Here is a 26993-nt window from a genome sequence, read left to right on the forward strand (position 1 = left end):
TTTGCGATAAATCTGCCGCAAACGGGCAGTTTTCAGCTGAGGGTGCGGGCCTGCAGCGCCCCGGCAAGCTGGGCGTCCTCCCGCAGCTGTCGCCAGGCATCGATGATCTCCGGCGGGAAGGTGACGTGGCTGATGAAGTCTTTCCCCCGCGGACCGTATCCTTCAGGCGTATCCTGCAGGCGCGGCAGCTCGCCCAGCAGCAGCGCCAGGTAGCGGGCGACCGGCCACAGCCCCGCCCCGCCGCCCGCGAACCCCAGTTGACCATCGGTCTGCTCCAGCACCGGCGAGCAGCCGGGAAAGCTCAGCCACTGTGGCGGCGTCGTCACCCCCTGCCAGACGCGGGCGAAGGTGGCCATGGTTCGCCGCTGCATGGTGGGGTCCTGAATGACGATCCCGCGACGATGAGGGATCCCCCCGTTCTCCAGCGTGGTCCGGGTAAAACGGGCGTTCTCGCCGCAGTTGGTCGACTGGTCCTCCACCACCAGCCGCGAGCGCGGAATTTGCCAGTAGTCATGAGCAATATCGGCCAGAATATGCGCTTCCGGACGCCCCGCCACCGGCAACATACGGTAACGGGTATCCTGGCGCACCGCCTCGTAGAGATAGTTCGTAGAATGTCCCACGCCGCCGCTGATCAGCAGCGTGACGTCCTGCGCCGCCGCCAGCCGGCAGGCGGCGTCGATGGTCGGGATCACGGCGTTGCCGGCCAGCACCACCACGTCCACCTGCGGCAGCGCGGGCAGCGTCGCCAGATCGTCCTGCGCCAGCCAGGCGCCGACCTGGTTAGCCGCCGCCAGCGTCGCCGCCGACAACGGGGGAAATTGTTCTGCCATTCTGTCTCCTTAATTCCCTCTCAGCCGATCGGAGAGGATGCTTTCGCCATCATAAACGCCGCCTCGCGGGAGGCAAAGCGGCGTTAATTTGTAACCATTTTGAAATAACAAGAAACATCTAAAAACAGGCGGGTTGCACCTGAACAACTCACTATGAAAATAACAAAAAACAGCAAAATCAGGTGGAAAATAAAAAATAGCGTCGCGGTTACACCAGTCCAAACCGCGTCATAACGCCCAGTTTGCCAGCGATGAACTTGCCAATTGTAACCTTCAACCCTAAGTTGCTTAACAATTACACAACCTTTTCACACCAGGTTGCACCCTGTTTACACAGAGTGACACCTGACCTATTTACCGTGGCGGGAGAACGTTTCGTAATGAGCAATCCACAAGACAACACTGCATCCATTCTGCAGAAAAACAAGAAGGTCCTGATCGCCAGCCTGACAGGCAGCGCCATCGAATGGTTCGATTATTTTCTCTATGGCACCGCCGCCGCGCTGGTGTTCAACAAAATCTTCTTTCCGATGGTCGACCCGGTCATCGGCCTGATCCTCTCCTGGCTCTCCTTCTCGCTGACGTTTTTTATCCGCCCCATCGGCGGCGTCATTTTCGCTCATATCGGCGATCGCATCGGCCGCAAGAAGACGCTGGTGCTGACCCTGTCGCTGATGGGCAGCGCCACGGTGGCGATCGGCCTGCTTCCCACCTATGAGATGGTGGGCCTCTGGGCGCCCGCCCTGCTGATAACCCTGCGCATTATTCAGGGCATGGGTATCGGCGGTGAATGGGGCGGTGCGCTGCTGCTGGCCTACGAATACGCGCCGGAGAAGCGGAAAGGCTTTTTCGGCAGCATTCCCCAGGCCGGCGTGACCATCGGCATGCTGATGGCGACGTTTATCGTCTCGCTGATGACCCTGTTTGACGAGACACAGTTTCTCGCCTGGGGCTGGCGTATACCGTTCCTGCTCAGCTCCGTCCTCGTTTTTCTCGGCCTGTGGATCCGCAAAGATATCGACGAAACGCCCGCCTTTAAGCAGGTGAAAAAATCCGGCCAGGTGGCGAAGGCCCCGCTGCGCGAAACGCTCAAGCACCACTGGCGGGAAGTGCTGATTGCCGCCGGTCTGAAAGTGGTGGAGACCGCCCCATTCTATATCTTCTCCACCTTTGTGGTCAGCTATGCCACCACCACCCTGAGCTACCAGAAGTCGCAGGCGCTGGAATCCGTGACCCTGGGCGCGCTGGTGGCCACCGTGATGATCCCGCTGATGGGGCTGCTGTCAGACAAGGTGGGGCGGCAAAAGATGTATACCCTGAGCGTGGTGCTGCTGGGGCTGTTTATCGTTCCGTGGTTCCTGCTGCTCGACACCGGCACCAGCTGGGGCATCATGCTGGCGACGGTCGTTGCCTTCGGCATCCTGTGGGCGCCGGTAACTGCGGTGCTCGGCACCTTGTGCTCTGAGATTTTCAGCGCCAATGTGCGCTATACCGGGATCACCCTCGGCTACCAGCTGGGTGCCGCGCTGGCCGGGGGCACCGCGCCGCTTATCGCCACCGGTCTGCTGGCAAAATATGACGGGGACTGGCGGCCGGTGGCCGTTTATCTGGGCGTAACGGTGGTGATTTCGCTGCTGGCAATTTTCTGCGCCAGCCGGATGAAGTCCGCGCCGGGTGCGGCCCCTTCCCGGGCGGAAAGCGCCTAACCGCCGCCGTCTGGGCAGGTAGCGTGCCGACTATCCCGCCCGGCGGCGCGGCGCTTGCGCGGGCCTACAGAGGGAGATCACGCCGCGGGGGATAGCGCTCATCCCAGGTCAGGTAAGACAGTAGGCCCGGTAAGGCGCCAGCCGTCACCAGGCACAAACAGACGTCCAGTCTTCACCTCCTGCTTAACCGGCCAGGTTGGCCGGCGGGTGTCAGGCGCTCTGGTTGTCCAGCGTCAGTTGCCCCTCACGCCGCTGCTTCAGCTTCCAGAAGCCCCACAGGGCAATAAACCACAGCGGAGAAGCCAACAGCGCCAGCAGCGTGTCCGGGTCAAAGATCATGATGAAGATGGCGAAGGCGAAGAACAGCAGGCTCACCCAGCTCATCACCACCCCGGCAGGCATCTTAAAGATCGACCCGGCGTGCAGGTCCGGACGCTGGCGACGATAGACCAGATAGGCCACGAGGATCATCCCCCAGCTGAACACCACCATAATCGCCGCCAGGGTCGAGACGATAGTGAACAAGGTCATCACATTCGGCACCAGGAACAGCAGCAGCGTGCCGATCAGCATGCAGAAGCAGGAGAACAGCAGGCTACGCACCGGGATGCGGGTATTGCGCGACAGGATGCGAAACTGCCAGTGCGCATGCTTCTCCACCGACAGGCCGTACAGCATGCGGGTGCTGGAGAAGACGCCGCTGTTGGCCGAGGACATCGCCGAGGTCAGCGCCACGAAGTTAATCACCGCCGCGGCGGCAGGCAGCCCGGCCTTGGCAAACAGCGTCACGAACGGACTGGTCTCCGCCGATACCCCCGGCCAGGAGGCGACGGCGATAATCACCACCATCGACAGCAGATAGAAGATGATAATCCGCAGCGGCAGAGCATTGATCGCCTTGGGCAAAATGCGCTGCGGATCGCGGGTCTCCGCCGTCATGGTGCCCAGCAGCTCAATGCCGGTAAAGGAGAAGATCGCTATCTGGAAGCCGGCGAAAAAACCGGTGATACCGTGAGGCATAAAAGCCGTCGGGTCGGTAAGATGGCTGAAAGAAGCCGTCACGCCGTCCGGAGAAGTCCAGCCAGTGGCAATCATCCAGCCGCCGGTGCCGATCAGGGCGATAATGGTGATCACCTTGATCAGGGCGAACCAGAACTCCGCCTCGCCAAACATTTTCACCGACAGCAGGTTAAGCAGGAACAGGATCGCCAGCATGCTGAGGGCCGGCATCCATGCCGACAGTTCCGGGAACCAGTACTGCATATAGCTCCCGCAGACCACCACGTCGGCAATGCAGGTCACTACCCAGCTTAGCCAGTAGGTCCAGCCGAGGTAAAAGCTGGCCTGCGGCCCGAGATACTCGCCGACAAAGTCGGCAAACGAGCGGTAGTCATGGCGGGTGAGCAGCAGCTCCCCCATCGCCCGCATCACCATATAGGTAAAGAACCCGACCAGCACATAGATCACCAGAATCGAGGTGCCGGCAACGGCGATGTTGCGCCCCGCCCCCATAAACAGCCCGGTGCCGATGGCGCCCCCGAGGGCAATCATTTGAATATGGCGGGCGCCGAGCCCACGTTTAAGCTGTGACGCGCCCTCACCTCCGGCGGCGGGGGCCGCCTGGCGTTGATATTCAGTCATGGTGTTTCCTCAGGCTGGTTGCGGGAGGGAAAGGGCCGCGGCGCGCAGCAGCAGCCCGGCGCGTTGGCCGGTGGCGACCCCGGCATTGGGGAAGAGGATATAGGGGGCCCGGGCCTGCACCACCCACCGTTTCTCCGCCTGGCGGGCAATTTCGTACCCCACCGGGAGCGCGGTGAAGTTCTCAACGTTTGCCGCGAGATTAAGCGTAAATTCCCCCTCGCGCTTGATAATGCTCTCCTCGACCAGGAAGTAGTCCACTGGCGCTTTGTCGCGCGCCGGCAGCGGCGCGTCAGCGATCCATGCCCGGATCGCCGCGTCGGTGGCGGCGAACAGGCTGAGATCGTTGGCGCCGAACGGCATCACTTTCCCCAGCTCCAGGGTGGCGCTTTGCGCGGCGAACTTTTCGCAGGTGAAATGGGTGAAGGTGCCGCCCGCTTCGGTATGGCGCACGATGGCATCCATCCCGCTGGCCTGCAACAGCTGGTAGAAGCCAGGCGAAAAATCCCCGGCGTGGGCCGGGAGCAGCGCAAACTGGCGATACAGCGACCCGCGAATAGCGGTGTGCATATCGAGATGGCTACGGTTGACCGGACCCGCCGCATCGGCGGCGCGATAGAAGGCCTGCACCGCCTGCTCCAGCGCAAAAGCCCGCCGCGACTCATTACCCGGGGTGACCGCCAGATGGCGGCCGCCGAACAGGCGATTCAGGTCGTTGTGCAGATAGCGACGCGCGGCGCGGATCGCCGGCAGGTTACCAAAGACAATCAGCAGCGCCTGAGTGAGCGGCTGCCGCCCCTGACTCAAATCGTGGGTCAACTGCAGCAGCAGTTCCGTCGGCGCGGTCTCATTGCCATGCACGCCCGCGGAGAGGATCGTCGCCTGGCGCCACGGCGCCGTCGGCAGCAACTGCAGGATCCCCTCGCCCAGCCAGCGAGCCTCGATGCCCGCCGGGAAGCTCCACTCCTGCAGGCGGCAGTGCATTAAATCGTTAACCAGGTGCTCCATCTGCCGCTCCTTAACGCTGAAAATCATAGACCGCGCCCAGGCGCAGGATCTGCGTCAGCTCATCCAACGCCTGATAAACCTCGCGCAGCAGCTGCGGGTCCGCCAGATCGCGGGCGTGCAGCCGGTCGCGATAGTGTTTTTCCACCCATGCCGTCAGCTGCTGATAACGCTCGTCGTTCATCAGGCTATGCGCGTTGACCGCCTGGCGTTCAGCCTCGTTGAGCACCACCCGCAGCCGCAGACAGGCCGGGCCGCCGCCGTTGCGCATGCTTTCCCGCAGGTCAAAGACCGCCACTTCATCGATCGGCGATGCGCTGTCGGCGGCGAGGTCGCTCAGATAGCGCCAGACGTTTTCCCGCTGGCGGCACTCCTCCGGCACCACGATCAGCATCTTGCCGTCAGGTTTGCTCAGCAGCTGGCTGTTGAACAGATATGAGGCCACCGCGTCATCGAGCGACACCCGCTCGTCCGGCACTTCCACGCTGGTGAACGGGATATCCAGACTGTCGCTTTTAGCCCGTAGCGTCGCCAGCACCGTCGCCTGATCGACAAACGCCTGCTGATGGTGGAACAGCACATGGCGATTGCTGACCGCGATGACGTCGTTGTGAAACACGCCGCGATCGATAGCCTGCGGCGCCTGCTGGGCAAACACCGTGTAGCGCGGATCCAGCTGATGCAGGCGGGCCACCGCCTCGCTGGCCTCGAGGGTCTGCCGCGCCGGATACTTCACCGGGGCGATCCCGCCGCTGGCGCGTCGACCGTAGACAAAAAACTGCACCCCCTGTCGGTCATACTCCCGGCAGAAGCGGTTATGGTTGGCCGCCCCTTCATCGCCGAGGTCGCCATGCTGCGGCAGCGCCGCATGGTGGGCGAAGTAGCGCGGATCGGCGAACGTGGCGCCCAGGATCGCCGAGGTGGTGGGCGCCTCCTGCATACGGTGCAGCTTATTGTTCAGGTTGGCGACGGTGAAATGGACTTTGCCATCGGCGCTATCCGCCGACGGTGAGACGGTCGCCGCGTTGGCGGTCCACATCGACGAGGCGGAGCTGAAGGCAGAGAGCAGCTGCGGCGCCGCGTCGGCCGCCTGCCGGATAACCTGCTCATCGCTGCCCTGGAACCCGACTTCGCGCAGCAGGCGCAGATTCGGCCGCGGCTGCGGCGGCAGAATGCCCTGCACGAAGCCGCGATCGGCAAGGGCTTTCATTTTATACAGCCCCTGCAGCGCCGCCTTTTTAGGGTTAGAGAGACCATCGCGGTTATTTTGCGAGGCTTCATTGCCGACGGAGAGTCCGGCGTAGTGGTGCGTCGGGCCGACCAGGCCATCAAAGTTTGCTTCAAAACCAGACATATGTCCTCACAGGATCCGTTATCAGAATGGCAGGCCCGGCGATACCGTCGCCGGGAGCGTCAGCGTATCGCTGACCAGAGAGGCCATCGGCCAGGCACAGTAATCAGCGGCGTACCACGCTGCCGCGCGATGGTTGCCGGAGGCGCCCACCCCGCCAAACGGCGCTTTACTCGAGGCGCCGGTCAGCGGCTTGTTCCAGTTGACGATCCCGGCCCGCGCCTCGTCCGCCAGCTGTTCAAACTGCGCCGCATCGCTGGAGATCAGCCCGACGGCCAGGCCATAGCGGGTCTGGTTGGCGAGGCGAATGGCCTCCGGGAAATCGTCATAACGGATAACCGTCAGCAGCGGGCCAAAGTATTCTTCATCCGGCACCTCGATACCGGTGACGTCGACGATCCCCGGCGTCAGCACCGTGGAGTGCGGGTCGGGCTGGCGCATGCGCAGCAGCACCTTGCCGCCGAGCCCCTCCAGTTTTTGCTGCGCCGCCAGCATGTTCTGCGCGGCGTCGAGAGAAATCACTCCGCCCATAAACGGCGCCGGCTGGTCATCCCACTTGCCGGCGCGGATCTGCGCGCTGGCCGCGACCAGCCGCTGCAGCAGCGCATCCCCCTGCTCGCCGCGCGGCACGATCAGCCGGCGCGCGCAGGTGCAGCGCTGCCCGGCGGAGATAAACGCCGACTGGATAATCACATGCAGCGCCGCATCGACATCGGCCACGTCGGCGACGATCAGCGCGTTGTTGCCGCCCATCTCCAGCGCCAGCATCTTCTCCGGCTGGCCGCCGAAATAGCGATGGAAGTGGAAACCCGCCGCCGCGCTGCCGGTGAACAGTACGCCGTCGATATCACGATTTTCCAGCAGCGCCTGGCCAGTGGTTTTTCCGCCCTGCAGCAGATTGATCACCCCGTCAGGGACGCCCGCCTGCTGCCACAGCTGGACGGTCATTTCGGCGGTGGCCGGCGTCAGCTCGCTGGGTTTAAACACGATGGTATTCCCGGCGATCAGCGCCGGAATAATATGCCCGTTGGGCAGGTGGCCCGGGAAGTTGTAGGGGCCAAAGACCGCCATCACACCGTGCGGTTTGTGGCGCAGCTGTGCTTTTCCGTCCGGCAGCGTCGACTCATGAAAGCCCGTCCGCTGGTGATAGGCCTCGATGGAGATCGCGGCCTTGCCGATCATCGCCTGTACTTCGGTGCGGGTCTCCCACAGCGGCTTGCTGGTCTCGCGGGAAATCAGGGTCGCCAGCGCCTCTTTATGTGTCTCCAGCAGCGCGGCAAAACGCTCCACCACGGCAATACGCTCGGCCAGCGGCCGGTGCGACCAGAGGTAAAATGCCGCGCGCGCCGCGGCGCAGGCCGCCTGGACGTCGTCGGCACCCGCGCTGGCCGCCTGCCACAGCAGCGACTGATCCTCCGGGGCCAGTTTGCTCATCGTTGCCCCGCTGCCCGCCTGCCACTGCCCGGCTATAAACTGTGCTTTTACCGCCATGATCTGTTTTCCTCTGGATTCAGGGTTACCGTATAAACGCGGTCGGTTTCACTGACCTGCAGCGCGTCCAGCGCGGCGGCATCCAGTGAGACCTGCTCTTCGTGGGCCACCAGCAGCGCCCGGAAATTGTCGAACTGACCGTTGGCGACGAGCGTCGGCGCCGGCAGGGCGCCCATCAGCTGCTGGGCCGGCAGGCACTGGCTGTCGCGCACGGCGCGGATCTGATCGGTGTTCGCCTCCAGCACCGGTCCGGCATCGAAAATATCCACCGAGCCGCGCCAGCTGAATCCCTCTTTCTCGAGGATCGCCCGCGCCGGGGCGGTATTGGGATGCACCTGACCGATGACCTCGCGGGCCGCTTCCGGCAGCAGTGAGATATAGATCGGGTAAGCCGGCATCAGTTCGGCAATAAAGGTTTTCATGCCGGTGCCGGTCAGCCGGTCAGCATCGGCAAACGGGATGTCGAAGAAGTGATGGCCCAGCGCATCCCAGAACGGCGACTGCCCCTGCTCATCGCTGCAGCCGCGCAGTTCGGCAAACAGGTACGGGGAAAACCACTCGCGGAAGGCGGCGATAAATAAAAAGCGCGCCTTGGAGAGCAGCAGACCATTGCGGTTGCGCTGATAGGCCGGGTCGAGAAACAGCGTACACAGTTCGCTGTGCCCGGTGTGGTCATAGCTGAGATTAAGCAGCTCCTGAGGCTTATAGACTCCCAGCGCTTTCGAGGCGCGAACCGTTTTCTGAATGCGAAAATTGTAAAACGGCTCGTCCAGGCCTACCGCGACCTCAATGGCGCTCACCCCCACCACCCGCGCCAGCGCGGTGTCTTCCAGTACAAACAGGAAACCCTGCTGGCCGCGCGGCAGTTCGCCGGCGAAGGTCTCGATACTGCGCCGGATCCGGGCCGCCAGGCGCTCGACGTCATGCGGTAAGGAGGTCATGCCGACCCCCGCCCGCGCGGCAAGGCGGACGATGTCGTCGAGATCGTTTTCCCGTACGGGACGAAATAGCATCACAGGCCGTCCTCCCGGTTAGCGGGTTAAGCGAGCAACGGCGCGATCAAGGCGCACGAAGGCTTCCGCAATATCCGCCAGCGGGATATTGAGCGCCGGCGCGAAGCGCAGCACGTCCGGGCCGGCAATCAGGGCGATCAGCCCCTCTTCCGCCGCCAGGTTGGTCAACGTTTTGGCCTTGCCGCGCAGCGGCCCCGCCAGCTCAGCGCCGATCAGCAGACCGGTGCCGCGCACGGCGCTGAACGCATCGTAACGGGCAGAGATCGCATTCAACTGGTCAACAATCAGCGCATGGCGCTCGCCAACGCCCGCCAGCAGCGGCGCATCGAGATGGGCCAGCACGGCGTTAGCGACGGTCGCCGCCAGCGGGTTGCCGCCGAAGGTGGTGCCATGGGTGCCGGGCTGGAAGACCTGCGCCCAGGCCTCTTTCGCCAGCATCGCGCCGATTGGGAAGCCGCCCCCCAGCCCTTTGGCGCTGGTGAGGATGTCCGGGACGACGTTGTAGTGCTGGTAGGCGTAGAGATGGCCGGTACGGCCCGCCCCGGTCTGCACCTCATCGAATATCAGGGTCGCGTGATGGCGATCGCAGAGGGTGCGCAGCGCCTGGAGGAACGCCGGGTCAGCGGGTATCACGCCGCCTTCGCCGATGATCGGCTCGACGATCACCGCACAGGTGCGCGAAGAGATGGCCGCGGTGACCGCCTCGATGTCGTTATAGGGCAGATGGGTAATGCCCTGCGGCAGCGGAGCATAATCGCTGGAATATTTCGGCTGGCCGCCGACGGAGACGGTGAACAGCGTCCGGCCATGGAAGGCATGGTTGAAGGCGATGATTTCGCTTTTTTCACCACCAAACTTATCGTGAGCGTATTTCCGCGCCAGTTTGAGAGCGGCCTCGTTGGCTTCGGCGCCGGAGTTGCAGAAAAACACCTTATCGGCAAAGGTCGACTGCACGAGGGTTTTCGCCAGCTGCAGCACCGGCTCGTTGGTATAGCCATTGCCGATATGCCACAGTTTCGCCAGTTGATCCTGCAGGGCCTGAGCCAGCGCCGGATGGGCATGGCCTAAGGCATTCACCGCAATGCCGCCCGCCATATCGATATACTCTTTCCCCTGCTGGTCCCAGACGCGGGAACCCGCCGCCCTGACCGGAATAAACGGCGCGGGGGCAAAACAGGGAACCAGGTAAGCGTCAAAATCTTCGCGAGTCATAGTGCCTGACATCATTCATCTCCGGAACGTAAGACGACGGAAAACGCTCCCGCCGCGTTGGACAATCGACATTAACCCTGACCCTCGGCTTATTTTGGGCACGAGCGCGCCCGCTGTGATGGCAAAAATATTCACCACAGGAAAAATAAGCCCTATTTATTTTGCGGGTATTTGTTAATTCATGGTTAACGTCATGTTGTTGTGTGGGCTAATGCTGGCCTGTGAACAATAAGATTGTCAATACGGGTGGAAGCAATTTATTCACTTTTTGAAGATCATCAAGATAATGAAAAACATAGAAAAAATATTTTTCTATGCACTTAAGTGAATAAAAAGTGAATTAAAATGCACGGCTTGTAGGTGGTTGGCGTGCGTAGTTATTCACTTAAAAAATAAAAAATCTAACAAAAATTTAAAAATCGGAATTGCCGTCAAATACCGCTTTATAAAATTGGTGATACCATTCATTGCACAGAGTTTACTGCTGTAGCTATTCCACGGTTTTACACGACATAAATAACACTGAGAAACAGGACTCTTATGGAAAAGTTATCTTACGCATCTGAAAGTAGTACATCTCCATGGACCACCTACCTGCGCCAGATCGACCGTGTCGCGCCTTATCTCGGCGATCTTGCCTACTGGGTGGAAACCCTGCGCCATCCGAAGCGTGCGCTGATCGTCGACATTCCTGTGCAAATGGACGACGGCACCATCCGCCACTTCGAGGGCTATCGCGTTCAGCACAATCTGTCGCGTGGACCGGGTAAAGGTGGTGTTCGCTACCATCCGGATGTCGATCTTAACGAAGTCATGGCACTTTCTGCCTGGATGACCATTAAGTGCGCCGCGGTCAATATTCCTTACGGCGGGGCCAAAGGCGGCATTCGCGTCGACCCCTTCTCACTGTCAGAAGGTGAACTGGAGCGTCTGACCCGCCGCTACACCAGCGAAATCGGCATTATTATCGGGCCGCAGAAAGATATTCCGGCGCCGGACGTCGGCACCAACGGTAAAGTGATGGCATGGATGATGGACACCTACTCCATGAACCATGGCACCACCATTACCGGCGTGGTCACCGGCAAACCGATCCACCTCGGCGGCTCCCTCGGCCGTGAAAAGGCCACCGGGCGTGGCGTATTTGTCACCGGCCGGGAAGTGGCTCGTCGCGCCGGTATCGAAATTGAAGGCGCCAAAGTCGCGCTGCAGGGCTTTGGTAACGTCGGTAGCGAAGCAGCCCGCCTGTTCGCCGGCGTCGGCGCCCGCGTGGTGGTCATTCAGGATCATACCGCGACCCTGTATAACGAAGGCGGGATTGATATGGCCGCCCTCACCGCCTGGCAGGCGGAGAAAAAGCAGATTGCCGGTTTCCCTGGCGCCCAGGAGATCGATAAAGACGCCTTCTGGACCACCCCGATGGACATTCTGATCCCGGCGGCACTGGAAGGGCAAATCACCCGCGAGCGCGCGGAGAAGCTGACCTGCAAACTGGTGCTGGAAGGGGCCAACGGCCCAACCTATCCGGAAGCGGACGACGTGCTGGCCGAGCGCGGCGTGATCGTAGTGCCGGACGTTATCTGTAACGCCGGCGGGGTGACCGTCAGCTATTTTGAGTGGGTGCAGGATATGGCCAGCTTCTTCTGGAGCGAAGAAGAGATCAACGCCAAGATGGACCGCATCATGACCGACGCCATTATTCACGTCTGCGATAAAGCCGCCGAGAAAGCGTGTACGCTGCGTACCGCCGCCTATATCGTGGCCTGCGAGCGCATCCTGATGGCGCGTAAAGACCGCGGCATCTACCCGGGCTGATCCCCGTCAGGGTGTGAATCAGGGGGTGGCGTAGCGCCGCCCCCTTTTTTTCGCTATCGTGCCGTCAACCGCCGTTAGACCACAGCACCGGCCATCCCCGACGCTGCGACTCCGCCAGCAGCGCCGCGCACGGATTGACCGCGCAGGGGTTGCCAACCAGCGCGAGCAGCGGCAGATCCGAGATATGGTCCCCAAAGGCATAGCACGCCGCCAGCGGCTGGCCCCGTTCCTGCGCGTAGCGTTGAGCATGCAACGCCTTATGTTCGCCAATGGCGGTCCGCCAGAGTTCCCCGGTATAGTGTTCGTCAACCACCACCGGCTCTGAACACAGGGCATGCTCCACCCCCAGCGCCGCCATCGCCGGCCAGAGAATGTCGGTCATCGATCCGGAGACAAACACCACGTCATCCCCGCGCGCCTGATGTTGCCGGAGGATCGCCACCACCTCACGGTGAAAACCGTACCCACCTTCGCGATACAGTGCCTCAGCAACCGCCCGTACCTGGGCGCGCGGCTCATGGCGAAACAGCGAATAGTAGTAGCGATTGATTGCCTCCCGCGGTTGACCCGCTTTGCTAAGCGCCTGGAGCTGGCGGACAATCGCCGCGGTCGTCAAACCGCACTGCAGCGGATATTCCTCGGCATAGCGGTGCAGAAACAGGAACATACTTTTGCCGGTAATCAGCGTTTCATCCACGTCAAAAAAGGCGATGCTCATCCCCGTCCCCCTGCTCAATACTGACCAGATAATGTTGATGGCAGAGCGCCGCCTGCTCACACTCCTTACGAGTAATGTAGTTCAGGTCATAGACGCTGAAGCTAAAGCCGACTTCCGCTTTGCGGGTGCCGGTCTGGTCAAAACCGACCGAACACTCGCAGGTAAAGCGGCCGTGGGCTGAGCTTTTGCGCGACACCACATTCAGCACAATGGTCACCGGCAGCGGGAAAACAAAGCTGGAAAAAGCTACCTGCAGCGAGCTCAGCGTGAAGTACTTCTCGTCCATCGCCACGCCCGCCTCCGCCAGCAGAAATTTCTCCGAGGTGGCGATGATGGTTTGCCGCGCCGCCTCGATCAGCACCATCCCCTGGATGTGTTGCCCGGTCTGGTGGTCGCAGAGCAGCTCCGAGGCGTCCTGCAGGATCAGACGCGCGCAATAGCTATCTTCATCGCGTTTTTCCGGCGAGGTGATGAGGATGTTCTCTTTTTTACGTTTATGCACCAGCCGCTGATGATCGCGGTTGTTTTGATAATAGAGATCCTGCAGATTGACGATCTGGCGGATTTTATCCGGATAGTGCTGACGAATAATGCAGACCGTGCGGGAGATGTCGTCGAGCTGCACGCCCTGACCAATGACGATTTTATCGACGCCGGCGAGCTCGCCGCTCCAGACAAAACGCTCAAACTCGTTGACGGTCAGCACGTTCTGATGCCGCCGGGCAAAATCGGTAAATTTCTCACCCACCACAATTAATTTTTCCATGGCGCTTGTCTCCTCAGATCGTTTTCACAATTAACGCAATACCCATCCCACCGCCGATACACAGCGAGGCCAGGCCGGTCGGTTTATTCTCCCGGCGCAGCGCGTGCAGGAGGCTCACGACAATCCGGGTTCCGGAACTGCCGAGCGGGTGCCCGAGGGCAATCGCGCCGCCGTTGACGTTCAGGCGGGCGGCTATCTCCTCCGCCGTCATCTGATGCTCGCGGGCCAGCCCCTTGACCACCCCCAGCACCTGCGCGGCAAAGGCTTCGTTAATTTCCAGTCGCGCCATATCGCTGAGCTGAAAACGCCCGCGGCGCAGAGCGCACGTCATGGCCGGCAGCGGCCCAAGCCCCATCATCGCCGGGTCGACGCCGCCCTCGCCGAAGGCGACTATCTCAGCCAGCGGCCGCAGGCCGTACTGCGCAACGGCGCGCGCCGAGGCGAGGATCACTGACGCCGCGCCGTCGTTCAGCCCCGAGGCGTTGCCCGCCGTGACGCTCCCGTCGCGACGAAAAGCCGGTTTCAGCGCCGCCAGCTGGTCGGCGCTAAGGTCATGGCGGATCTGCTCATCCTCGCGGACCACGCTGACGCCCCGCTTCCCGCTGACCGTCACCGGCACTATCTCCTCGGCAAAATGGCCGGCGCGGCTGGCGGCGGAGGCTTTTTGATGGCTGTCCAGCGCGTACTGGTCCTGTTCTGCGCGCGAGATCTGCTCATGCGCGGCGATGGCCTCCGCCGTTTCCCCCATCGGAATATGCAACAGCGGATCGGTTAAGCCATCGCTCTGGATCAGATCCTCGCTGCTGAACGCGCCAAATTTCACGCCGCCCCTTATCTCTCCCCGCAGCAAAAACGGCGCCTGGCTCATGTTTTCCATCCCGCCAGCGACGACCAGGTCGGCATAACCGCTCTGGATATGGATCGCCCCCTCGGTAATACTTTTCATGCCGCTACCGCAGATCATATTCAGGGTGTAAGCCGGCTTTTGCACCGGGATCCCCGCCCGCAGCGCGACCTGACGCGCCGGCCCCATCCCCTGCCCGGCGGCGAGGACGCAGCCGCAGATCACTTCGTCAATCCACGCCGGGTCAATCCCGGCCTGCTGCAGGTTGTGGCGGACGGTGAGCGCGGCCAGTTCCACCGCAGAGACCGTTTTCAGGGCGCCAAGAAAACGCCCCACCGGCGTACGGCAGGCCGCGACGATATACACTTTATTCATGATTATTCCATTACGTAGAGCGAGGAAAGATACTGCGATGTCCCGGCTTCGCTGCCGGTAAAGCCCACATAGCCATCGGGATTGATCACCGCATAGTCATCGCGGCCAATCTGTAGCGCCTCGAGAAACGCCTCGTCCGCCGGGTCAAGGGCGCAGAATATAAACCAGCCGCCAGGTTTCAGGCGGGATAAGGGAGGACAGTCGACGCGCGCGGAAAAGACCACGACCTTACCGCTGGCGAAGGCGTCATAACTGTTGCGAAACGTCGCCTGCGGCGAGGTAAAGACGTACCACGGAACATGGTGGCCCATCAGGCCGTTCGGGTGAGCGCACTGCGGCGCGGCAAAGCCGGCGTACTGCAGCGGCAGCTGGTGGCGATAATAGTGACGATTGCAAAACTCCGGAAAGTAGACCGCGTCGATATGATTTTTCGGCACCAGACCGGCAATCAGGCCGGTATCGTGATCGGTGGCATGCAGCACGCCGCTCACCGCGGCGAAGCGCTCGGTGCGATAGGATGCCAGCAGCCGGTCGCTGGCGACGCCATGCAGGTAAAAGGCCAGCTTCCAGGCCAGGTTAATCGCATCCTGAATACCGGTATTCATCCCCTGCCCGCCAATCGGACTGAACAGATGGAAAGCATCGCCTGCCAGCATGATATTGTGCTGCAGATTGTCATCGGCGATCCGGTTATAGAAGTTGGCGCTGGAGGACCAGGTCAGCGCCTGCGCCGGAGGAACCTCGGGGCAGAAGCGCGCCAGCGCCACGTTGATCTCCTGCAGATCCGGCACCGGACGCGGCGACGGTAATCGACCGGCTCTTTTAATCACGATCCTGACCTGATTGTCCGGCATGGGCAGAAAGATCAGAAAGCCCAGCTCGTCAATATAGTAAGAGGTTCCCGGGAGCGTCGCCGCGCTGGCGAACTGCACGTCCGCCATTACAAAATGCAGCGGGTAATCATGGCCGCTAAAGCCAATCCCGGCCAGCTCCCGGACGGTGCTGGCCGCGCCGTCGGCGCCGATAATATAGTCATAGGTAGCGGAACAGGCCCGGCGGGCATCGTCGAGCAGAGAGACGTGATAGCGCCCTTCCTCCCGCCGCCAGGAGACCAGCTGATGTCCGCGTTTCACCAGTTGACCGGCCTCGGCCAGCGCCGTTTCAAGGATCTTCTCCGTCCGCGGCTGCGGGATACTGACATGGAAGGGATAGCAGGTGGGGAGATGGCGGTTATCAATATGCAGAAACTTGCGGTTTTTATACCAGGCGTAAATTGACTGAACCTGCTTGCCCTGGGCGGTCAGCTCCCCGGCAAGGGCTAAGCCGTGGAAGGCTTTAATCGTCGCCGGACTGACGCTCAGCGCTTTGGACCAGGTGGTGCTGTGTGTATTTTTATCAATAATATCAAAATCAATTCCATACTTATTCAGATAGCAGCCAATGATTAACCCTACCGGGCCGGCGCCAACAATGAGTACTTTTTTCACGATCGAGCCTCTCTGTATGCCCCCAGGGGGGCATACGCGTGTTGCCTGGGTGCAGGGTGAGTTAGGGGTAGATATCGTCGGCCAGACGGCGATCGCCGGCGACATTGCAGATATGCCAGTAGGGATAAGGCTTCTCTTTTTCGCTCACGCTGTTGAGAATCGCCGCCTCCTCGTCGCTCAGCGTCCAGTTCAGTGCCGCCAGGTTATCCTCCAGCTGGGCGAGTTTGGTCGCGCCGATCACCAGCGATGTGATCCCCGGGCGGGTACGCAACCAGTTGAGCGCCACCTGCGCCACGCTGGCGTTGCGCTGACGGGCAATCTCCTGCATCACTTCCAGAGTCTGCCAGGCTTGTTCGCGATTGGCGATCGGCGCCGACTCAAACGGGGTGGCGTTCGCCAGCCGACTGCCCTCAGGAAACGCCTGATTGCGAGGGTATTTACCGGTGAGGAAGCCCCCGGCCAGCGGGCTCCAGACGGTGATGCCGACGTTCTGATCGACGCTGAGCGGGATAATCTCATGCTCCAGTTCTCGCGCGGCGATATTGTAATAGCCCTGATAGACGCAGAATTTTTCCAGTCCGAGGCGCTCTGAGATCCCCAGCGCCTTCGCCAACTGCCAGGCCGCGTAGTTGGAGACCCCGATGTAGCGAATTTTCCCGGCGCGAATCAACGCATCCAGCGTCCGCAGGGTATCCTCCAGCGCGGTGCGCGGATCGAACCCGTGGAGATGATAGATATCGATATAATCCGTTTTCAGCCGCTGCAGGCTGGCGTCGACGGCATTAATAATATGGTAGCGCGACGCCCCCAGCGCGTTCGGATTGGGGTCGGTCTGCCAGCGTCCTTTGGTGCCGATAATCACCTGCTGGCGTTTCCCCTTCAGCGCGTTACCGAGCAGCTCTTCGCCCTGGCCGTTTTTATAACAGTCCGCGGTATCAAAAAAGTTAATCCCGGCGTCCAGCGCTTTGTACACCAGATCGTATGCCGTATGCTCAGGCACCACGCCGAATTCCGACCAGTTGCGTCCCGGCGCGCCGAGAAAGGCCCCTTTTTCACCAAACGTCATGGCGCCAAAACAGAGCTCTGACACCGACAGCCCGGTGGAACCTAAATACCGATACTTCATGCTTGACTTCCTTTTAAAGGTGACAACGTCACACTAGCGATAATAAATCCGCTGGCGGTCAGGCATGCACCGGCCAGGGGAATATGCGAGAGGGAGACGCCGGCGGTGAGCAACAGCCCACCAAACCAGGCGCCAGCGGCATTGCCGAGGTTAAAGGCGGCGATATTGCACGAGGAGACCATGCTTTTGCCGGTCTCACTGCTGTCCAGCGCCTGCATCTGCAGCGGCGGAATGGTGGAGAACATCGCCGCCCCCAGCAGAAACACCGCCGCGCAGGCGCCGGGTAGCGTCTGAATGGCGAACGGAAAGAGGCACAGGACGACGATAAGCAAGGCCAGGGTCAGCAGCAGCGCCCGGCGGACCCCACCGTCGGTCAGGCGGCCGCCGAGGTGATTCCCGGCGACCATCCCGACGCCAAACAGCACCAGCACCGGTGGAATGAGATGTTCGCTCATCCCGGTGACGGTTTTCAGCATGGGCGCAATGTAGGTAAAGGCGGCGAAGACGCCGGAAAACCCGAGCGCGGTGATCAGCAGGCTGCGCAGCACCGTCGGATGGCGCAGCACCTTCAGCTCGTCGCGGATCCGACTCTGCACCGCCGGTTGGGCCTGACGGCCGGGCACCAGGGCAATGACTGCCAGGGCGGAAAGAATGCCAATCAGCGTGACCATAAAGAAGGTGTAGCGCCAGCCAAGGTATTGCCCTACCCAGGCGCCGAGGGGCACGCCCAGAATATTGGCCAGGGTGGCGCCGAGAAAGACGGCGGAGACCGCCGAAGCCCGTTTATCCACCGGCGCCAGCTCCGCGGCATAGACCGAACTGATGCCGAAGAATGAGGCGTGAGCTAAGGCGGTTATTACCCGGAAAATAATGAGCATGGTCATATTACCGGCAATACCGCAACCTAAATTACCGATGGAAAATAAGATCATCAGAAATAACAACGCCGGTTTTTTGGGGTAGCGGCTTAATAGCGGTGTGAGGAGCGGCGCGCCAATCACCACCCCACAGGCATAAGCGGTAATAGACCAGGCGGCAAGCGTAATGGATATATGAAAATCATGGGCCACATCAAGTAATAATCCCATAATCACAAATTCGGTGGTACCAATACCAAATGAGCCCACGGAAAGCGCATAAACTGCCGCAGGCAATCCCGCCGTACGGGAAACAGCAATAGTCATAAGTAACCTCATCTCCCGCCAGGGCGGCGGGAGAATAGTATTCAGGGGGTTATTTTTCGATTAAGTTAAAGTCGCCCTGGTTATAGCGTAAGCCAGTGACGTTATCGGGAGTGAAAATATCTTCGATGGTGAGAATATCCTCAGGAGAGAGGGTAATATTCGCGGCTCCGGCATTATCACGCAGATGGGCAATTTTTCTCGCCCCCGGGATAGGCACGATATCCTCGCCTTTGCTCATGACCCAGGCAAGGGCAATCTGCGCAAGGGTCGCGTCATAGCGCGTGGCCACCTGCTGCAGACGCTCAAGCAGCAGCTGGTTTTTGCGCATGGTCTCGGCCTGGAAGCGCGGCAGATTGCGGCGGAAATCATCCTCAGCGAAGACGCCAGGATCGGTGATTTTTCCCGTCAGGAAGCCGCGCCCCAGCGGGCTGTATGGGACAAAGCCCACCCCCAGCTCGCGGCAGGCGTTGAGAATACCGGCCTCCGGCTCGCGGGTCCACAGCGAGTATTCCGTCTGCACGGCGGTAATCGGATGCACCTTGCAGGCCCGGCGCAGCGTCTGGGATGAGACTTCCGACAGTCCGATATGACGAATTTTCCCCTCTTTAACCAGGTCGGCCATGGTGCCCACCACGTCTTCCACCGGCACCGCCGGATCGACGCGGTGCTGATAGAGCAGATCGATGGTCTCGATATTCAGCCGCTTCAGCGACCCTTCCACTGACTCGCGAATATGTTCCGGACGACTGTCGACGCCGGCCATCCGCTCCAGTCCCTGGCCGGTCGGCAAAATACGAAAACCAAACTTGGTGGCAATCTGCACCTTATCGCGGATACCTTTTATCGCTTTCCCGACAAGAACTTCATTATCGAAAGGACCATACACTTCGGCAGAATCCAGGAAGGTCACGCCCATGTCCACCGCGGCATGAATCGTATTAATCGCCTGCGACTCCTCGGCGCCGCCGTAGGCGAAACTCATTCCCATACACCCGAGACCCAATGCGGAAACCTGGAACTTCTCTTTTCCGAGATAACGTGTTTTCACCTTATTTTCCTTACGTGCTGAATGTTATTAAATATATACTTCCCTTTTACATTGATAACAATTAATCTATTCCGAACGCGGTGTTAGCTGGAAATTAACAATGAAAACCTTGCCGGATTTGCAACAAATTGAAATATTAATACTCATAGTGAAACATGGCAGTTTTCGCCAGGCCGCCAGGGCATTAAATCTTTCACCACCGGCTCTCACCAGCGCTATTAATCATCTGGAAGAAAAGTTAGGCGTACGCCTGCTGAATCGCTCGACGCGCAGTTTGTCATTAACTGCCGTGGGTGAGGAATTTCTTAATAATATGACGCCGGTGGTCAATGATTATCGCCGGGTGGTTGACAGCCTGAATTATCATCGCCTGACGCCGGAAGGCGTGGTGAAAGTCAATTTACCGCGTATTGTTCTTGACCTGTTTTTTCAACACTATTTTATTGCCTTTAAAACCGCCTATCCCGATGTAACGCTCGAACTGTATACCACCGATCGGAAAGTCAATATTATTGAGTCCGGTTTTGACGCCGGTATTCGCTATTCGCAGGATGTGCCCAAAGATATGATTGCCATCCCCTTTGGCGAGAAACTGTCGCTGATCCCGGTGGCCAGCCCGGCCTATATCCGCGAGGCCGGCGAGCCCGACACCCCGCAGTCGCTGGTCAATTTCCGCTGCATCAACCGCTGTTTTCCCAGCGGTGAAAAGTACCGTTGGGAGTTTATTAGCCCCAGCGGGGAGCCCAGCGAAGTTTCGGTCAGAGGCGATCTGGTCGTTGATTCCGATACGGCGATGATCCAGGCGGCGGAGAGCGGATTAGGCATCGCCTTTGTCTATCAGTCGCTGGTGACGCAGCAGCTGAGCGCGGGCAGCCTGGTCCGTTTGTTACCCGACTACCACTATCCTGCCGACCATTTCTGCGTCTACTACCCGAGCCGGAAACATATTCCGGTGCCGCTGCGGGCCTTTATCACCTGGGTGATGGCGCAGAATAAGAGCATCCTCAGTGAGTAGAGGGTTCGCGGGTTAACCCATCGCTATTAGCCACAATAAACGCACATACCGTTAACCAATTTTTTTCCTTCGCCTTGAATTATGGCGGTCGCCCGACATAAACTCGTTAGAGCTCTAACGATACTGACAGACGACCTATGGACAATCGACAGCTTAACTTCTCCCATCTTTTATACCTCACCGCCCATCACTGGCGGCTGGCGGTCAACCGTCGGCTAAAGGACCTTGGCCTGAGCCAGGCCAGTTGGGTGGCGGTCGCGGCCATTGCCCGCCAGCCACAGCCGCTGTCGCAAAGCGAACTGGCGCAGGAGCTGGGGGTAGAGAGTCCGACCATTGTGCCGCTGATCAACCGGCTGGTCGCCCTCGGCCTGGTGGAGCGTGTCACCACCGCCAGCGATAAACGTAAGCGGCTACTGGTCGCCACCGAGCAGGGAATGGCGCTGTATGAGCAGGTCAAAACGGTGGCGGACGATCTGCGCGAAGAGATCCTGACGGCGATTACCCCGCAGGAGCGGGAGCAAACTCAGCGGGTGCTGGAAAAACTGCTGCGCGAAGTGGAGAAGAAATAATGCCCCGTCGCCAGGATAACCCCTATGCCCCGCATGACTGGGCGCCGCATGAAAAACCAGCCCTGCTTGGCTCGCCCTCGACGCCGCTGCACAGTCCGCAGAAACGTCTCGCCTATGGCGTGGTCGGCCTGCTGGTGTGCCTCACCGGCGCGCTGGGCAACGCGGTGGTCACCGCCAACCTGCAGCTGCTGCAGGGCACCTTCGCCGCCTGGTCGACCGAGATCGCCTGGCTGCCGGCGGTGTACGTCATGACCAACGTCTCCATCAACCTGCTGCTGGTGAAATTTCGCCAGCAGTTTGGGCTGCGCGCCTTTACCGAAGGCTTTCTGGTGCTCTATGTGCTGGTCACCTTTTTCCACCTGTTCGTCAACGATCTCAGCTCGGCGATGATGGTCCGCGCCGCCCACGGCATGGTGGCCGCAGCGCTCAGCTCGCTGGGGATCTACTACCAGGTGCAGGCCTGGCCCGCACGCCACCGCCTGAAAGGGCTAACCATCGGCATCACCGGCTCGTCGCTGGCCATTCCGCTGGCGCGTCTCTTTTCCACCGAACTGCTGCAGATCGATGAATGGCGCGGCCTTTACTTCTTTGAACTGGGGCTGGCGCTGGTGTCGCTGGCCTGCGTCATCGCGCTGAAACTGCCGCCGAGCGATCGTAAAAAGGTGTTCGAGAAGAAGGATTTTATCACCTTCTTTCTGCTGGCGCCCGGCATGGCGCTGGTGTGCGCCGTGCTGTCGCTGGGGCGGCTCGAGTGGTGGTTTGAAGCGCCGTGGATCGGCTGGTCGCTGGCGGCAGCGGTGGTGCTGATCGTCGCCGCTATCGCCTTTGAGCATAACCGCAGCAATCCCCTGCTCAATACCAAGTGGCTCTCCAGCGGCAGCATCGTACGCCTCGGCCTGATTATGCTGCTGATCCGCATCGTGCTGGCGGAGCAAAACACCGGGGTCATCGGCTGGTTGCAGTACGTTGGTCTGCAAAACGAACAGATGACTAACCTCGCATGGTCAATTTTCGCCGGCATTCTGTGCGGGATCATCGCCAGTTGTCTGACGCTCAACCCGCAGAAGCTCTACTGGCCGACCGCCACCGCCCTGGCGCTGATCATGGTAGCCTCGCTGCTCGACAGCCAGTCCAACGCCCTCACCCGTCCGGAACAATTAATGTTCAGCCAGTTTTTACTCGGCTTCGGCAGCGCCTTCTTTCTGGCCCCGGCGATGCTCGCCGGCATTGGCGGCGTGTTTGCCGATCCGCGTAACCTGGTCAGCTTCTCGGTGCTATTCGGCATGAGCCAGAACATCGGCGGCCTGCTGGGGTCGGCGATCCTCGGCACCTTCCAGACCTGGCGGGAAAAATTTCACTCCAGCCAGCTGGCGGACCAGATCACCACCCTGAACCCGCTGATCGTCGAGCGGCTGCAGCAGTATAGCCAGATGTATCAGAGCCAGATCGGCGACAGCACCCTGCTTAACGTTCAGGCCACCACCCTGCTGCAAAACGCCGCGACGCTGCAGGCCAATATTCTCGCCTGGAATGACACCTACCTGCTGACGGCGGCCATCTCCGCCGGCACATTAGTGTGGGTTTTCTGGCGCTTAATTCGCTTACGACTGACCGCCCGTATCGCCTTAAAACGCGCCACCGGCAGCAAATAATTATCATCATTTCATCTCTGGAGTCGTTATGAGTCAGCAGGATGCGGCCAAACAACAGGCCAACACCCGGAACAACATTCGCGTGGTCTCCATTTTTACCGCCGCAGCGATAGGCCTCGTCGGCGTATTAGTGATCCTCTACGCCTGGCAACTGCCGCCGTTCACCCGGCATAGCCAGTTTACCGATAACGCCTATGTGCGCGGGCAGACCACCTTTATCAGCCCGCAGGTCAACGGCTACATCACCGCCGTCAACGTCAAAGATTTCGCAATTGTCCAGCCGGGCGAGGTGCTGTTCCAGATAGACGATCGCATCTATAAGCAGCGGGTGCATCAGGCCCAGGCTACCCTGGCGATGAAGGAGGCCGCGCTGCGCAACAATCTGCAGCAGCGCAAAAGCGCCGAGGCGACGATCGCCAAAAATGAAGCCGCGCTGCAAAACGCCCGCGCGCAGAATCTGAAAATCCAGGCCGATTTAAAACGGGTACAGGAGCTGACTGCCGATGGTTCGCTGTCGATCCGCGAGCGTGATTCGGCGCGCGCCAGCGCGGCGCAAGGGGCTGCGGATATTGAACAGGCGAAAGCGGCGCTGGAGATGTCGCGCCAGGACCGTGAATCGACCATCGTCAATCGCGATTCGCTGGAAGCCGACGTGGCCAGCGCCAAAGCCGCCCTCGAGCTGGCGCAGATCGACCTGCAGAATACGCAGATCATCGCCCCCACCGGCGGCCAGCTGGGGCAGATCTCGGTACGTCTTGGCGCCTACGTCAGCGCCGGAACCCATCTGACCTCGCTGGTCCCGCCCCAGCACTGGGTGATCGCCAACCTGAAAGAGACCCAGCTTGCCGAGGTGCGTATCGGCCAGCCGGTCACCTTCACCGTCGACGCGCTTAACGGTGAGCGTTTCCATGGCAAGGTGCAGAGCATCTCCCCGGCGACCGGGGTGGAATTCAGCGCCATCTCACCGGACAACGCCACCGGCAACTTCGTCAAGATCGCCCAGCGGATCCCAGTGCGCATTACGGTCAACGACGGGCAGAAGTACAGCGAACACCTGCGTCCCGGTATGTCGGTGCAGGTGACCATTGATACCCGCGCGGAGAAACAGCCATGATCCGCCCGGTCACCCTTGCCGTCATCTTCGCGCTGGTCGGCTGTCAATCCGCCGACGTGCAGCGCGCGCAGCCGACCCTGACCATCCCTGCCGCCTGGCGGGCCGACGTTGGCCCGGCCAGCCCGGTGGAAGGCGTCTGGTGGCGCAATTTTCATGACAGCACGCTCAATCAGTATGTCGACCGGGCGCTGCGCTATAACAGCGATGTGCTGATCGCCCGGGAGCGGGTGAATGAGTATCAGGCGCGGGCCTATGCCGCCGACAGCAGCCTTTTCCCCTCGCTGGACGCCAGCCTGAGCGGTACCCGCGCCCGCGCGCAGTCCGCCGCCACCGGCCTGCCGATCCATAGCACGCTGTACAAAGGCGGCCTGACCGCCAGCTATGATGTTGATATCTGGGGCGCCAACCGCAGCGCGGCCAGCGCCGCCGGAGCCAGCCTCGAGGCGCAAAAAGCCGCTGCAGCCGCGGCCAATCTAAGCGTCGCCAGCTCGGTGGCCGTCGGCTACGTGACCCTGTTGTCGCTGGATGAGCAGCTGCGGGTTACCCAGCAGACGCTGAAATCACGGGAAGACGCGTGGCGCCTGGCCAAACGTCAGTTTGAAACCGGGTATACTTCACGCCTTGAGCTGATGCAGGCAGATTCGGAGCTGCGCTCAACGCGGGCGCAGATCCCGCCGCTACAGCACCAGATTGCGCAGCAGGAAAATGCGCTCAGCGTGCTGCTGGGTGATAACCCCGGCGCGGTAAAACGCGGCGAGTTCGCCCAGCTCACTCCGCTGCGTCTGCCGTCGCAACTGCCGTCCACCTTACTCAACCGCCGCCCGGATATCGTACAGGCTCAGCGTCAGCTGGTGGCCGCCGATGCCACCCTGGCCTCGTCGCAGGCGCAGCTGCTGCCGTCTATCAACCTCACCGCCACCGGCAGCCTGCAGGATCGTACACTGCCGGACCTGCTGGACAACCCGCTGCGGCTGTGGAGCGTCGGCGGCAGTATTCTGGCGCCGCTGCTTAACCGCCAGGCGTTAAATGCCCAGGTGGATGTCTCCATGGCCCAGCGCAACCAGGCGCTCTATAGCTACGAGAAAACGGTGCGCGGCGCGTTCAAAGAGGTGAATGACAGCCTTGACGCCATTAGCCGCTACGGCGAACAGCTGGCCGAACTGCAGGGGCAGGTGGCGGTGGCGGAGGAAACATTGCGCATTGCGCAGAATCGCTACCGTAACGGCTACTCTTCGTATCTGGATGTGCTCGATGCCCAGCGAACGCTGTTCTCCACCCAGCTTAGCGTAGTGCAGGTGAAGAACAACCTGCTGCTGGCGCAGATCGATCTTTACCGGGCGCTGGGAGGCGGCTGGATGAACGCGTGAATCCCCTGTGCGCGCCGGTCCACAACCGTGGAGAGCGCAGAACCCCATATTCAGGCCGGTGTAGCGCAGCGCTACCCGGCAACAACCACCAGGGAGTCAATCTATGCAACAACAGTGGTCTGCCGTCGATAATTTCATGATTTCTTCGCTTATTCCTGAAGATGACGTACTGAGTCAGGTACTGGAAAACAACAAACGCGCCGGGCTACCTGAACATGATGTTGCGGCCAATCAGGGGCAATTTCTGGCGCTGCTGGTGCGTATAACACAGGCGCGGCGGATCCTGGAAATTGGCACGCTCGGCGCCTATAGCGCTATCTGGATGGCGCGCGCGCTGCCCGCCGACGGAAAGCTGATTACCCTCGAGGCCGATCCTGGCCATGCCGGGGTGGCGCGCCAGAATATCCGCCTTGCGGGGCTAAACGAGCGCATTGAACTCATTGAAGGACCGGCGCTGAACACGCTGGAAAATTTCGCGAATGTGCAGCCGTTCGACCTGATCTTTATTGATGCCGATAAACCTAATAATCCTCGCTATCTGGAGTGGGCGCTGCACTATTCGCGCCCCGGGACGCTGATCGTGGGCGATAACGTGGTGCGCGATGGCGAAGTGATTAACGGACAAAGCGATGATGCGCGCGTGCAGGGCGTGCGTCGGTTTATCGAAATGATCGGGGATAACCCGCGGCTCACTGCCACCGCGCTGCAGACGGTGGGCATCAAGGGATGGGATGGGTTTACGCTGGCGCTGGTGAATGGGTAAGATCCGGGCGGCCTGATGCCCTCATCCCGGCCCTCTCCCCCAGGGAGAGGGAGAAAACCCGCGCCGGGACGCGTCACCAGCGGCATTCGTCCGCTGACGATCATTGGGGATAATACGTATACTGATAGTGCAGAGACGCGTCGCTTTTTCCGCCGTATCCTTCATGCTCGCCATATTCCCCGGTACAGTTCCCCTCGGGGTCCCAGCCTAAACAGCGCGACTGGTGTTTTGTACTATACGTGGTGGTTCTTTCCTCGGATAACCACCGCCCTTTTTCATCCCAACGCAGCGTCGTGGTCGCATCCGAGTCGGCAATGCGGCTTAAATGCCCTTCCGCGTAGCGATAATTGACAACAAGCATGGCCATCATGCCGCCATTGACCGTTTTACGCGCCAGCCGGTGGCGGTCGTCATAGTGATAGGTGGTTGTGCTCATGGCTTTGGGCGGTTGCTGCGACACGAGTAGATTATCTGAACGTACAATGCGCCCGAGATTATCGGTGTAGAACTGCTCACGCATGACCATTTTTCTGATATTTCCCGTCGCGCTCCGGGTCTGTCGGATATATTCCCGCATCCATCCTTTATCATTTCGCCAGTGAACATTATCTCTGACTATCGTGGAGTCATTCGCGGTATTAAAAGTTTTTGCTCGCTCGTAACTTTCCAGCCGGCGGCACCGGTCAAAACGCAGCGTGCCTGCGTCGTTATTTTGGCTACCGTCAATTTTTACGCTCTGCACCTCACCATTGAGCGGCGGAAGATAGGTCAAAATAAAAAAATTGGCATCGTTGATCGCCCGCTGTGTTTCATCACAGGAAAAAGCGTCAACGAAAGGCTTACACGCCGTAATAACAAGAATGGCCGACACCAGCATAAATAGTCTGTACATAGCCATCAT

Annotated in this window: 22 protein-coding genes and 2 pseudogenes; 9 read left to right on the forward strand and 15 right to left on the reverse strand. The window is 60.3% G+C overall.

The genetic code is table 11. The features are described 5' to 3' along the window. Nucleotides 1–32 precede the first annotated feature (32 nt). Entirely contained in the window at nt 33–833 is an 801-nt protein-coding gene (locus tag R0140_RS14820; protein WP_032754235.1) for a YdcF family protein, read from the reverse strand. 380 nt (nt 834–1213) lie between these two features. On the opposite strand from R0140_RS14820, the gene R0140_RS14825 reads away from it, so the two are divergent. Further along, nucleotides 1214–2539 (forward strand): MFS transporter, encoded by a 1326-nt coding sequence (locus tag R0140_RS14825; protein WP_012968347.1) that lies wholly within the window; start codon nt 1214–1216, stop codon nt 2537–2539. 210 nt (nt 2540–2749) lie between these two features. On the opposite strand, the gene R0140_RS14830 is transcribed toward R0140_RS14825, so the two are convergent. The 6 genes from R0140_RS14830 to R0140_RS14855 are packed head-to-tail and all read right to left on the reverse strand — an operon-like array spanning nt 2750 to nt 10261. Next, on the reverse strand, nt 2750–4180 hold the full coding sequence (locus R0140_RS14830; protein ID WP_317703827.1) for an amino acid permease: 1431 nt from the start codon (nt 4178–4180) through the stop codon (nt 2750–2752). Between the two features lie 9 nt (nt 4181–4189). After that, nucleotides 4190–5185, reverse strand: a complete 996-nt coding sequence (astE, locus tag R0140_RS14835) for a succinylglutamate desuccinylase (RefSeq protein ID WP_048965159.1) — start codon at nt 5183–5185, stop codon at nt 4190–4192. A 10-nt stretch (nt 5186–5195) separates the two neighbouring features. Beyond that, complete coding sequence (gene astB / locus R0140_RS14840; RefSeq protein ID WP_025713035.1) at nt 5196–6536, reverse strand: N-succinylarginine dihydrolase; 1341 nt, start codon at nt 6534–6536, stop codon at nt 5196–5198. Nucleotides 6537–6557: 21 nt separating this feature from the next. Continuing rightward, complete coding sequence (gene astD / locus R0140_RS14845) at nt 6558–8024, reverse strand: succinylglutamate-semialdehyde dehydrogenase (RefSeq protein ID WP_077139179.1); 1467 nt, start codon at nt 8022–8024, stop codon at nt 6558–6560. Beyond that, a complete protein-coding gene (gene astA, locus R0140_RS14850) occupies nt 8015–9037 on the reverse strand; it encodes an arginine N-succinyltransferase (protein ID WP_023322527.1) in 1023 nt (340 codons plus the stop codon). The genes astD and astA overlap by 10 nt, the downstream gene beginning before the upstream one ends. An 18-nt stretch (nt 9038–9055) precedes the next feature. After that, on the reverse strand, nt 9056–10261 hold the full coding sequence (locus tag R0140_RS14855) for a bifunctional succinylornithine transaminase/acetylornithine transaminase (protein ID WP_012968351.1): 1206 nt from the start codon (nt 10259–10261) through the stop codon (nt 9056–9058). A gap of 169 nt (nt 10262–10430) precedes the next feature. Between R0140_RS14855 and R0140_RS14860 the strand changes: the two are divergent. Together R0140_RS14860 and R0140_RS14865 are read left to right on the forward strand one after the other, a co-directional pair. Further along, a pseudogene (locus tag R0140_RS14860) lies at nt 10431–10577 on the forward strand (hypothetical protein). A 212-nt stretch (nt 10578–10789) separates the two neighbouring features. Then, nucleotides 10790–12064: a Glu/Leu/Phe/Val family dehydrogenase gene (locus R0140_RS14865; protein ID WP_008805096.1), complete on the forward strand. Its 1275-nt coding sequence runs from the start codon at nt 10790–10792 to the stop codon at nt 12062–12064. Nucleotides 12065–12128: 64 nt separating this feature from the next. Here the strand turns inward: R0140_RS14865 and R0140_RS14870 are convergent, their stop codons facing one another. The 7 genes from R0140_RS14870 to R0140_RS14900 form a co-directional block, all read right to left on the reverse strand. Continuing rightward, nucleotides 12129–12782 carry an HAD family hydrolase gene (locus tag R0140_RS14870; protein ID WP_012541914.1) on the reverse strand — a complete coding sequence of 218 codons (654 nt, stop codon included), beginning with the start codon at nt 12780–12782 and terminating at the stop codon, nt 12129–12131. Then, nucleotides 12763–13548, reverse strand: coding sequence for an AfsA-related hotdog domain-containing protein (locus R0140_RS14875; RefSeq protein ID WP_012541915.1), 786 nt, complete (start codon nt 13546–13548; stop codon nt 12763–12765). The genes R0140_RS14870 and R0140_RS14875 overlap by 20 nt, the downstream gene beginning before the upstream one ends. Nucleotides 13549–13561: 13 nt before the next feature. Next, the gene (locus R0140_RS14880; RefSeq protein WP_012968353.1) at nt 13562–14767 is read right to left on the reverse strand and encodes an acetyl-CoA C-acyltransferase; all 1206 of its coding nucleotides are present in this window, start codon (nt 14765–14767) and stop codon (nt 13562–13564) included. Between the two features lie 2 nt (nt 14768–14769). Beyond that, nucleotides 14770–16254, reverse strand: a complete 1485-nt coding sequence (locus R0140_RS14885; protein ID WP_012968354.1) for an FAD-dependent oxidoreductase — start codon at nt 16252–16254, stop codon at nt 14770–14772. A 61-nt stretch (nt 16255–16315) separates the two neighbouring features. Continuing rightward, nucleotides 16316–17380 carry an aldo/keto reductase gene (locus R0140_RS14890; protein ID WP_008805101.1) on the reverse strand — a complete coding sequence of 355 codons (1065 nt, stop codon included), beginning with the start codon at nt 17378–17380 and terminating at the stop codon, nt 16316–16318. After that, nucleotides 17377–18564, reverse strand: coding sequence for an MFS transporter (locus R0140_RS14895; protein ID WP_048965148.1), 1188 nt, complete (start codon nt 18562–18564; stop codon nt 17377–17379). The genes R0140_RS14890 and R0140_RS14895 overlap by 4 nt, the downstream gene beginning before the upstream one ends. A gap of 49 nt (nt 18565–18613) precedes the next feature. Then, entirely contained in the window at nt 18614–19612 is a 999-nt protein-coding gene (locus R0140_RS14900) for an aldo/keto reductase (protein ID WP_012541920.1), read from the reverse strand. Between the two features lie 100 nt (nt 19613–19712). Between R0140_RS14900 and R0140_RS14905 the strand changes: the two genes are divergently transcribed. The 6 genes and pseudogenes from R0140_RS14905 to R0140_RS14930 all read left to right on the forward strand — a co-directional run bounded on the left by R0140_RS14905 (nt 19713) and on the right by R0140_RS14930 (nt 26092). Beyond that, nucleotides 19713–20627 carry a LysR family transcriptional regulator gene (locus tag R0140_RS14905; protein WP_008805104.1) on the forward strand — a complete coding sequence of 305 codons (915 nt, stop codon included), beginning with the start codon at nt 19713–19715 and terminating at the stop codon, nt 20625–20627. Nucleotides 20628–20764: 137 nt separating this feature from the next. Beyond that, complete coding sequence (locus R0140_RS14910; protein ID WP_008805105.1) at nt 20765–21196, forward strand: MarR family winged helix-turn-helix transcriptional regulator; 432 nt, start codon at nt 20765–20767, stop codon at nt 21194–21196. After that, nucleotides 21196–22848 (forward strand): annotated as a pseudogene (locus R0140_RS14915) (MFS transporter). The gene R0140_RS14910 and the pseudogene R0140_RS14915 overlap by 1 nt, the downstream one beginning before the upstream one ends. Before the next feature lie 28 nt (nt 22849–22876). Further along, the gene (locus R0140_RS14920) at nt 22877–23962 is read left to right on the forward strand and encodes an HlyD family secretion protein (RefSeq protein ID WP_008805107.1); all 1086 of its coding nucleotides are present in this window, start codon (nt 22877–22879) and stop codon (nt 23960–23962) included. Then, nucleotides 23959–25329, forward strand: coding sequence for an efflux transporter outer membrane subunit (locus R0140_RS14925; protein ID WP_048965144.1), 1371 nt, complete (start codon nt 23959–23961; stop codon nt 25327–25329). The genes R0140_RS14920 and R0140_RS14925 overlap by 4 nt, the downstream gene beginning before the upstream one ends. 103 nt (nt 25330–25432) lie before the next feature. Next, nucleotides 25433–26092 (forward strand): O-methyltransferase, encoded by a 660-nt coding sequence (locus tag R0140_RS14930; RefSeq protein WP_022065095.1) that lies wholly within the window; start codon nt 25433–25435, stop codon nt 26090–26092. A gap of 100 nt (nt 26093–26192) precedes the next feature. Here R0140_RS14930 and R0140_RS14935 read toward each other — a convergent pair whose 3' ends face one another. After that, nucleotides 26193–26993, reverse strand: a complete 801-nt coding sequence (locus R0140_RS14935) for a hypothetical protein (protein ID WP_225373004.1) — start codon at nt 26991–26993, stop codon at nt 26193–26195.

It is taken from the genome of Klebsiella sp. w6, from assembly GCF_033100215.1.
GTDB classification, from domain to species: domain Bacteria; phylum Pseudomonadota; class Gammaproteobacteria; order Enterobacterales; family Enterobacteriaceae; genus Klebsiella; species Klebsiella variicola.